This is a genomic window from Bacillus hominis, assembly GCF_018332515.1.
Lineage (GTDB): Bacteria > Bacillota > Bacilli > Bacillales > Bacillaceae_G > Bacillus_A > Bacillus_A hominis.
Genome location: NZ_BOQD01000065.1, coordinates 1 through 9,829, shown reverse-complemented (window position 1 = coordinate 9,829; position 9,829 = coordinate 1). Strand labels below are relative to the sequence as shown.

11 protein-coding genes, 1 pseudogene, 1 riboswitch and 2 other annotated features are annotated in these 9,829 nt (G+C 33.3%); of the genes and pseudogenes, 4 read left to right on the top strand and 8 right to left on the bottom strand.

Annotated features, from left to right (window positions below):
* Both KI356_RS08440 and KI356_RS08435 read left to right on the top strand, forming a co-directional pair.
* Positions 1-292: DUF2975 domain-containing protein (locus KI356_RS08440; protein ID WP_212935243.1), on the top strand; the 292-nt coding region annotated here is incomplete at its 5' end.
* Between the two features lie 10 nt (positions 293-302).
* Complete coding sequence (locus KI356_RS08435; RefSeq protein ID WP_002119312.1) at positions 303-521, top strand: helix-turn-helix domain-containing protein; 219 nt, start codon at positions 303-305, stop codon at positions 519-521.
* Between the two features lie 311 nt (positions 522-832).
* Here the strand turns inward: KI356_RS08435 and thrS are convergent, their stop codons facing one another.
* From thrS to KI356_RS08400, 7 genes and pseudogenes are all read right to left on the bottom strand, one after another.
* A complete protein-coding gene (gene thrS, locus KI356_RS08430; protein ID WP_212935242.1) occupies positions 833-2,758 on the bottom strand; it encodes a threonine--tRNA ligase in 1,926 nt (641 codons plus the stop codon).
* Between the two features lie 44 nt (positions 2,759-2,802).
* Positions 2,803-3,024 (bottom strand) — a binding site (T-box leader).
* Positions 3,025-3,061: 37 nt separating this feature from the next.
* Positions 3,062-3,286 (bottom strand) — a binding site (T-box leader).
* Between the two features lie 174 nt (positions 3,287-3,460).
* Positions 3,461-3,742: a hypothetical protein gene (locus KI356_RS08425; RefSeq protein WP_212935241.1), complete on the bottom strand. Its 282-nt coding sequence runs from the start codon at positions 3,740-3,742 to the stop codon at positions 3,461-3,463.
* A gap of 77 nt (positions 3,743-3,819) precedes the next feature.
* A pseudogene (locus KI356_RS08420) lies at positions 3,820-3,989 on the bottom strand (IS1595 family transposase); the annotation flags it as partial.
* A gap of 57 nt (positions 3,990-4,046) precedes the next feature.
* Positions 4,047-4,754, bottom strand: coding sequence for a pseudouridine synthase (locus tag KI356_RS08415; RefSeq protein WP_070142879.1), 708 nt, complete (start codon positions 4,752-4,754; stop codon positions 4,047-4,049).
* 455 nt (positions 4,755-5,209) lie between these two features.
* Positions 5,210-5,575 (bottom strand): VOC family protein, encoded by a 366-nt coding sequence (locus KI356_RS08410; protein WP_212935240.1) that lies wholly within the window; start codon positions 5,573-5,575, stop codon positions 5,210-5,212.
* 97 nt (positions 5,576-5,672) lie between these two features.
* Positions 5,673-6,302 (bottom strand): DUF4937 domain-containing protein, encoded by a 630-nt coding sequence (locus KI356_RS08405; protein ID WP_212935239.1) that lies wholly within the window; start codon positions 6,300-6,302, stop codon positions 5,673-5,675.
* Between the two features lie 221 nt (positions 6,303-6,523).
* Positions 6,524-6,868 (bottom strand): hypothetical protein, encoded by a 345-nt coding sequence (locus KI356_RS08400; RefSeq protein WP_212935244.1) that lies wholly within the window; start codon positions 6,866-6,868, stop codon positions 6,524-6,526.
* A gap of 126 nt (positions 6,869-6,994) precedes the next feature.
* On the opposite strand from KI356_RS08400, the gene KI356_RS08395 reads away from it, so the two are divergent.
* Both KI356_RS08395 and KI356_RS08390 read left to right on the top strand, forming a co-directional pair.
* Positions 6,995-7,600 (top strand): hypothetical protein, encoded by a 606-nt coding sequence (locus tag KI356_RS08395; protein WP_212935238.1) that lies wholly within the window; start codon positions 6,995-6,997, stop codon positions 7,598-7,600.
* Positions 7,601-7,796: 196 nt separating this feature from the next.
* Positions 7,797-7,917: riboswitch (glycine riboswitch) on the top strand.
* Between the two features lie 108 nt (positions 7,918-8,025).
* Positions 8,026-9,393: an alanine/glycine:cation symporter family protein gene (locus KI356_RS08390; RefSeq protein ID WP_088058781.1), complete on the top strand. Its 1,368-nt coding sequence runs from the start codon at positions 8,026-8,028 to the stop codon at positions 9,391-9,393.
* Positions 9,394-9,454: 61 nt separating this feature from the next.
* Here the strand turns inward: KI356_RS08390 and KI356_RS08385 are convergent.
* Positions 9,455-9,829, bottom strand: a 375-nt coding sequence (locus tag KI356_RS08385; RefSeq protein ID WP_212935237.1) for a DUF3891 family protein, incomplete at its 5' end; no start/stop codon positions are given.

Here is a 9,829-nt window from a genome sequence, read left to right as displayed (position 1 = left end):
GTATCAAGCTTTTAAACTTTTAAGCTATATTGATAAGAACCAAGCGTTCTCGGAATTATCGGTAAAGGCTTTAAAGAATATAAAATACTGTGCCATCACGATCAGTACCTTGTACTTGCTAGGTATGCCACTCTACTATCTCATGGCGAAAAAAATTGACCCTCCAAGTTTCATACCAATCGGATTGGTCATTATTTTCGCCTCTATAGTGATCGCCGTTTTTGCTGCTGTTCTCCAAAGACTTTTACAAGAAGCTATTAAAATAAAATCAGAAAATGATTTAACGGTCTGAGGTGGAGGATATGGCAATTATTATTAATATTGATGTGATGTTAGCAAAACGAAAAATGAGCGTAACGGAGCTTTCCGAGAGGGTCGGGATTACGATGGCGAATCTTTCCATTCTGAAAAATGGGAAAGCAAAAGCGGTTCGTTTTTCAACATTAGAAGCGATATGTAAGACTCTAAATTGTCAACCAGGTGATATTTTGGAGTATAAAAGCGACGAATACACTCAATAAAAACAGACATTAACCCCGTCCTACATTTAGAATGGGGTTATGCTTATTTAAGTTTTTAAATTTAAATAACTTTATTGTCATTTTATATAACGCTATTCTTTAAATATTACAGAAACAACGTTATTTCAAAGCAATATATTTGTCGTTTTGATGAATGTAGTGATAAAAGCCATAAAAAATAGGCGTATCAAGCAAAGTGTTGATACACCTTAAAACTACTTTGTTAAACAACATGCGTCGTCGTGTCGTATATCGTATATATCTTTAATTACTTTAAATTCAGTATTACATATTAATGGTTTGTTTTATTATCAATCGCAGTTCCTATTTTTTATTTCCTCTTTCATACTTTCCACAAACGCATCTAATTCAATAACTTCTGATTTCTCTTCACCATATTTTCGTACATTTACAGCTTCGCTTTCCATTTCCTTATCCCCAATAACGAGAACATAAGGAACTTTTTGCATTTGTGCTTCTCTTATTTTATATCCTAATTTTTCCTCTCTTATATCTCGCTCAACTCGAATTCCAGCTTGTGCTAACTTGTCTGCAACCTCATTTGCATATTGTACATGAACTGCATTTGAAACTGGAATTACTTTCACTTGAACCGGTGCCACCCACAATGGGAATGCGCCTCCAAAGTGTTCAATTAATATTGCTAAAAAGCGGTCTAAAGATCCTAATACAGCGCGGTGGATGACAACTGGTCTTCTCTTTTCATTCTTCTCATCTATATAATTCAAATCAAATTTCTCTGGCATTTGGAAATCGAGCTGGATTGTTCCGCACTGATGACTTCTATTTAAAGCATCTTTAATATGGAAATCAATTTTCGGTCCGTAAAATGCACCGTCACCTTCATTTAGTCTATATTTATAATTCAATGAATGTAATACATTTTCTAATGCCGCTTCTGCTTGCTCCCATAATTTATCGTCACCCATTGAATCTTCTGGACGAGTAGAAAGCTCTACTTCATATTCGAATCCAAAAGTTTTATATACGTAATCAATTTGCGCCATTACTGATTTAATTTCATCTTCAATTTGTTCCGGAGTTACAAATAAATGAGCATCATCTTGACAGAAAGTACGAACTCTTAATAATCCGTTTAAAGCGCCACTAAATTCATGTCGATGCACTTGACCGAACTCACACATGCGAATCGGTAATTCGCGATAAGAATGTAATTTATTTTTAAACATAAGCATATGTCCTGGACAGTTCATCGGTTTTAATGCAAAACTTTTATTGTCTACTTCTGAGAAATACATATTATCTTTATAATGGCCCCAATGCCCTGATCTCTCCCATACTTCTTGGTTCATCATGAATGGAGTGCGTACTTCTTGATAATTGTACTCTTTTTGAATTTCTCTTAAAAATGCTTCTAATTCATTACGAATAATTTGGCCTTTCGGTAAATAAAATGGCATTCCCGGAGACTCTTCAGAAAACATAAATAACTCAAGTTCATTACCTAACTTACGGTGGTTTCTTTTTGCTGCCTCTTCAACAAAATGCAAATACTCTTCTAATTCTTTTTGAGAAGCAAATGCAACGCCATATATACGCTGAAGCACTTGATTATTACTATCACCTCGCCAATATGCACCGGAAACGTTTGTTAATTGAAATGCTTTCAAATAACCTGTTGATGGTAAATGTGGTCCTCTACATAAATCTACAAATTCACCTTGTTTATATAGTGTTACACTTTCCTCATTAGGAATTGCTTCTAAAAGTTCTAATTTCAAGTGATCGTTCATTTCTTGAAACAGTTTTTTTGCTTCTTCTCGAGAGACCTCTACTCGTTCTATCTTTACATTTTCATTTATAATCTTTTTCATTTCTTTTTCGATTTTCGGTAAGTCTTCTACGTTTACACTGTTTGGAAGATCCATATCATAATAAAACCCATTTTCAATAACAGGCCCTACCCCCAGGTTTATGTCACCATACATTCTTTTTACAGCTTGAGCTAAAATATGTGCAGCGGAGTGTCTTGCAATTTTTACTCCTTCATCTGAATCCATAGTAATGATTTCAACATTCGCATTTTCTTCAATATTACGGCGTAAATCAAATAACTGATCGTCTACTTTTCCTGCGACTGCTTTCTTTTTCAAACTACTACTAATTGATCCAGCGATGTCTTCTAAAGTAATTCCCCTTGAAAACTCTTTTACATTACCATCTGGAAATTTAATTTCAATCATTTGCTCTTTCATTTTCCATCTCTCCATTTCATAATAAAAAGCACACTCATCCCTAAAATAGGGACGAGCGTGCTTTTACCCGTGGTTCCACCCAGATTCCCATCACAAATTGCAATGGCTTCTTTTACGGTAACGTCGTTTACACGGCACTAGATACTTTGTTTCCCCAGTGCAGCTCTAAGGTGGTAAGTTATTTTTCTGCGTTAGGAAGTTCTCAGCTTTCCTTCCTTCTCTGTATAACCGGGTAAAATAACTCGTGTCCTTTTCTTCGCTTATTATGAAATTGAATGCAAAAAAGCATATTCATCCCTAGTAAATAGGGACGAATATGCTTATATTCGTGGTTCCACCCAGATTCCCATTACAAAAAAACATAATGGCTTCTTTTGCGGTAACGTCGCTTACACGGCACTAGATACTTAATTTCCCCAGTGCAGCTCTAAGGTGGTAAGTTATTTTTCTGCGTTAGGAAGTTCTCAGCTTTTCTTCCCTCTCTGTATAACCGTTTAAAATAACTCGTGTCCTTTTCTTTGCTTTTAAAGGTACATCCATTAATTGTTATTTACTATATCTTATTCATTTTATTTTTGCAAGTGTTTAAAAAACATTTTTTATTTAATAACAAGGCTTTGTTAAATTTTAATGTTGATTTTTAAATAAATTAGTGAGAAACCTAAGTTTAAAGGTTTCCCACTAATTCCTATATTTTCGCTATTAAGAGCTACTTTTTAGCCAAGTAATAATACGAAGAACCTGAAATGGTTCAAACCAAGTAATTAAAAACATAACAACAAAGAAAGAAATAAGTGATATGAATTTTATGGTTCCCACTTCCCGTTTAGCAATTGCTATAAAACTTAGTACAATTCCTACTAAAGAAGAAATAAAGCCTAAAAGGACAATGGGTTCAGAATAGCCAACTATTATCCAATTTAATCCGAATAATAATAGCCCTATAACCATAAAGGTTATTGATAATATACTAAATATTTTCACAATTCCACCTCCAAATATGATTTTACCATTTTAAGGGGTGAACGATAATCATTTTTTATTTGCCTAAGAATGAACAATTACACGATAAACTTAAATAAACGTAAACTCTCATAAGTATCTGACATTTCAAATACAAACGACGATAATAGAATTCCTTAATATTATGTTTAGTGCTTTCATTACTACGACTATCGACAAACAAGAACCAAAAAAGGTAGTTATCCAGATATTTTGTAGCTACACCTTTAACAGAGCCAATAAAAAAAGAAACCAAAAATCCATTTTTGGTTTCCCCTTCTCTTTATTACCAATCTTGTGGTTCGTAATTTAAGTCTGAAAATAGGCGTTTTTTCTCTTTTTTCGATAAATCTCTCCACTGTCCGACTGGTAAATTATTCAACTCAATATTCATAATTCTCGTACGTTTTAACGTGTATACTTGATAACCTAAAGCTTCACACATACGGCGAATTTGACGATTTAGCCCCTGTGTTAAAATAATTTTGAACTCATATTTTGATAACTGTGTGATCTCACAAGGAAGAGTTTTTGTATCTAAAATTTTAACCCCTGCTGCCATTTTCTCTAAAAACTCCGATGTAATCGGCTTATCTACTGAAACGATATATTCTTTCTCATGCTTGTTTTCAGCACGTAAAATCTCATTAACAATATCGCCATCATTCGTTAACAAAATTAAGCCGTCTGAGTCTTTATCAAGACGTCCAATATGACTAATTCGTAAAGGATGATTCACTAAATCGATAATATTACCTTTTACAGCTTTTTCACTCGTACATGTAATACCTACTGGTTTATTTAAAGCTATATACACATGATCTCGAGCAATACGAAGTTGCTCTCCATTTACGCGCACGTCATCACCTGGATTTACTTGGTCACCAATTTTTGCAACCTTACCGTTAATAATTACTCTTCTTTCATTAATTAGTTTATCTGCTCCACGTCGAGACGCTTTTCCAGCTTCACTAATAAATTTATTTATACGCAAATTAGGCACATCCTTTTCTAAAAAAAATTTCAAGCTCACACTGCTTCTACCCTACAATAAAAAAGGGTAAGCCTCCTATTATAACTTAAATATATTAACATGAAAGGGTATATGACGTCTTCCTTTAATTACATGTTTATGAGAAAATAATTGCTCCTCTTTTCCTTTTCACTTTAAACTATTTTGCAGTCCATAGATTTACATTTGAATATAACATCATTTATTTACTTTTTTCATAGATAATATACCGATGTAAATTTGATTAATAATGCCTAAATAACTCGTAATATGTGAAATACAAAAAAAAGAATCCTTTTGAAAATAATCAAAATGGATCCTTCTTCAGCTCAAATAATACTAGTTTTTATACAAAAGGGTTTTTAATAATAATCTTTAATTGAAAAGATCATTCAATATCGTTCGACAAACAAAATAATCTCAAAATCCCTAATTTTTTACGCTTCAATATTTTCTTCACATACTCCAAAAATAAGCCCTTGATTATCTATACAATAAGCAAAGTAACCCATATTAGGAATAGCAGTTTTAGGTACAACTACTTGTCCACCATTTTCAATAACTTTATCTATGTACTCATCAACTGAAGGTACTTCAATCGAATTAGTCGTCCTAGTAGCACCATCAGGGGATTTCATTAGTCCACCATCGATACCGGGTCTATCACTTTCACCTGTAATTATGAACCAATAGTCATGTGGCCCAGGCATTTTTTCAAACTTCCATCCAAAACTTTTTGTATAAAATTGAATAGCTTCTTCAGGGTTTGGAACTTGAATTTCAAATCTTAAAACTTTACCCATTTTAACTCCCCCTCTTGTTCTTGTACAAAACAATTATACAAGAACTAATGTTCTATATCAACTTTATCTAAACCAGCTACTTTAACAAGTTCTAACTTTATTTCGAAGCGGCAACAGACCATTCTTCATTCCGAATAATTTTCTTTCCATTTATACTTTCAACATACTCATTTACATTTGCTAACTGATATAACTCAGGGAAAATTTCTTTCATATAACGTTCATGTGCTACTTCATCTTTCCAATAAGTTAACACTATGTAACGATTTTCATTTTTTAAAGACTTCCCAACTACTCCACCTAACATCCCTTTTGCTTTTTCCATTCCTTTATTCCAAATTATTTCTTGCTTATGTAAAAAATGATTTTCTTTTCCTTCTTTCACGTCACAAATTGCAACTCTTACAAAAGATCCTTGTGTAATAACATCTTTCAAAGGAATATCATTTATATCATACAACGTTTGAAATAGTTCAATTTCACATGAAAGAAACGTATCTTTTTGATTACTATTTAAATAAATTGTATCGTGAGCACCATTCATAAATGATTGATATGCATTTTTATCTTCCCATAAAGTATATACACATGCCTCGTCTTCATTCCACCCACCAAATTGTCCATGAAATCCATCTAAATGCTGTAAGTCACGCCACTTTTCTTGCGCATCAGAAAACAATTCCCTTTTCTCTTCTTCCACTTTACAGTAAATTGTTTTTAGTAACATTTCTAATTTCCCCCTATAATACAATCTCTCTCTTACAATAATCAATTTACATAATAAAACTATGGTAACTAAAGATTTTTACTTTTGTACAAATATACAAACAATCATTTTTTAGCACTATATCTATCAAACCATCTATCTATTTTCATTTCAAATAATTCCGAATATAAAAAGATGTAACCCTATACGAATTACATCTCAATCTTATCTCCCTTGTATATCTATTGCTCAAATAAATAATAAATAATCTCTCCCGGATAATGTAATACAGTTACTTTCCGATTCCCTTTTTTAAAACTAACAGTATGTCCGTTTTCCCCTAAGTTCTCCCATCCGTTTGCCTCCGTAATAGGCATAACACTTATATATTGATAAGTCTCTTTATTATCATCATTAACATGTATTGCTGACATTGGTACTGGAAAATCTTCAATTTTGGATTCTTTGCTCATATATATGAGTGCAAGTAAACCAACTAATAACATAGCCGTTGCAATACTTGAAGCTCGTTTTTTTCTTTTCGTTCCCACTAAAAATCCTCTTTTCTTACATAATATCTTCATTATTTTACTAGTTTTAATTATTCGTGTATAGAATAAACGTAATTCAAATCACTTCTGTACTATACTCTTTGCCCTCATTAACATTATTATTATATATTATAAGTTTTTAGAATTTGGAGGATTTATATATTGAAGAAATTACTTTTAAACAAATGGCTGCTTTTGGTTTCTATTCTTATTATTTCCGGCACTATTTTCTACGCAGCTAAAGATCGAAAAAATGCTAAAAAAACAACTGTAGAAACCGTTGATACCACAACTTTCCGAACTCAATTACAACCTAAAATGAATGAATTAACTACTAATTATAATGACATAATTGAGAAAGATTGGTTGCCTGCCTGGGAAGAGATTAACACAAACGGAGATTCAGTAGATAAAAACAAACTATTAGTTACAATGAATGCTGTTTCCAAACAATATGAAACAATTATTAAAGAAATAGACACTATGAAAAACGAAGAAAATATAACGGAACCACATATACAAAAGCAACTAGTCTATTTCACAACTGAATTTAAGGCCGCTTCTAATTTCATGAAAAATGCAGCAGATTTGATTATAGACGGATACAACAATTCTACTTCAACCAATGAAACAATTGAAAATACAAAGCATGCTTTAGGGCTTGCAGATCAACATATTGTAATCGCTTTGTCTACTTTAAATGAAATAGAAGATAGATTAGGAATATCAAAAAAACAAGTATTTTTACTATTTCAAAATAAAAAATGATTGCATTCTACTTAATGTCTATCTATAATGTTTTTATTGATTATGTATATTTCCTTACATTCAATGCGTTTAAGTTATTAATTTTATAATTCGGATGAACCATTCAGGAGAAGATCTATTGATCTACCGACGGGGCAAGAAGTTGTTAAACGAACTTTGAAACTCTCAGGTCTTGGTTACAAGTAGAACTGCATGGGGACGAATCTCTGGAGAGACTCCCTCTCGCTTTTGTATAGCGCGGAGGAAAACGAGCACCGAAGGAGCAAATCCGCTACTTTAGCGGATAATCTCTCAGGTAAAAGGACAGAGACAAGCGAAAGAAAAAGCCGATTTGTATCGGTTTATTTTTCTATCCCTTGTTTCTCCAGAGACCATTTCATTTACTTGAAGTGGTTTTTATTTTTTCTAAAAAAAGGAGAATAAAGATGGAGACAGTAAGTAAAGTATTAGAACAAATGAATCATTATGTGTGGGGATTACCGACTTTATTGCTACTAGTCGGAACTGGAATCATTCTCACAGTGCGTCTAAAAGGTTTACAGTTTAGTAAACTATTATACGCTCATAAACTTGCATTTAAAAAATCAGAAGATACATCTTCTTCTGGAGATATTAGTCACTTCCAGGCGCTCATGACAGCTATGGCTGCAACGATTGGTATGGGAAATATAGCCGGTGTCGCAACCGCTGTGACAATTGGTGGACCCGGCGCTATCTTTTGGATGTGGATTACCGCTTTGTTCGGAATGGCAACAAAGTATGCCGAGGCAATCCTTGCGGTGAAATACCGTGTTAGTAATGAAAATGGTGAATACTCAGGTGGACCGATGTATTATTTAGAGCGGGGCTTAGGTAAGAAATGGCTTGCTGTTTTATTCGCTATATTCGGTACAACTGCTTCTTTCGGTATCGGTAATATGGTGCAATCTAACTCAGTTGCAGAGGCAATGCGAATTAATTTCTCTTTTCCCCCTGCTTTAACTGGTATATTAATGTCATTTTTAATCGCTATTGTCATTTTAGGCGGTGTAAAAAAAATCGGGAAAGTGACGGGATTTATCGTTCCTATTAAAGCTTTCTTTTATATAATTGCTGGTCTTATTATTATTTTCTATCACTTTGATCAAATTCCAGAAGCATTTTCACTTATTTTTTCTGGTGCATTTCAAGGTACAGCAGCTGCTGGTGGTTTTATTGGTGCAACAGTTGCATCTGCTATTCAAATCGGAATGGCTCGCGGTGTATTTGCGAACGAAGCTGGTTTAGGGAGTGCTCCTATCGCAGCCGCTGCAGCAAAAACTGATTCACCTGCAAAGCAAGCACTCGTTTCTATGACTGGTACTTTTCTAGATACGTTTATTGTTTGTACAATTACAGGACTTGTATTAATTACAACAGGGGCATGGAAATCAGGTAAAACCGGTGTTGAAGCTACAACACTTGCATTCCAGTCTGTATTCGGCACCGCTGGTAGTATGATCCTTGGTATTGCTATTATTTTATTCGCCTACTCTACTATTTTAGGCTGGTCGTATTACGGTGAGAAATGCGTCGCTTATTTATTTGGAGAAGGTGCTGTTCGATATTATAAAGCAATTTTCATCGTGATGATTGCTATTGGTGCTAATTTAAAGCTAGGCATCGTATGGACATTTGCTGATATTGCAAATGGACTTATGGCAATTCCAAACCTAATTGGCCTTATTGGATTAAGTGGTGTAGTTGTCGCTGAAACAAATCGGTTTCTACAAGCAGAAAAATTAAAGGAATTAAATAAAAAACGTGTAAGTTAATTTATTTCTAAAAGGAATGACTCATAAAGTGAGATCATTCCTTTTTCTTGTTATGCCCTCTCTATTGTATAAAATATATCGTTTGCTTCTGAACTTCCGATTCTCTATCCTCCTTTGCAATCCCTTTTTCTTCAATTTCATGTTTATTTATAGTTTTATATTTTACATACGCATGAAATTCTTTTTTAAATGGAAACGGTGTAATTCGAATTGTTTCTTCATCCACCCACTCAGCTTGAATAAGTTTCTCCTCCTTACTATTAAACATTTCTGTTCCCTCAAAACCATCTTTAAATAAATCAATTTCATCTTTCTTTTTTACACCAGGTTTATTCATACATACAAACGTTTTCATTATTCTTTTTTGTCGTTCCAATTCATGTTTATAAAAAGACATCATCTCTTCATCTTCTTCATTTAGTGGAAATGATAAAAA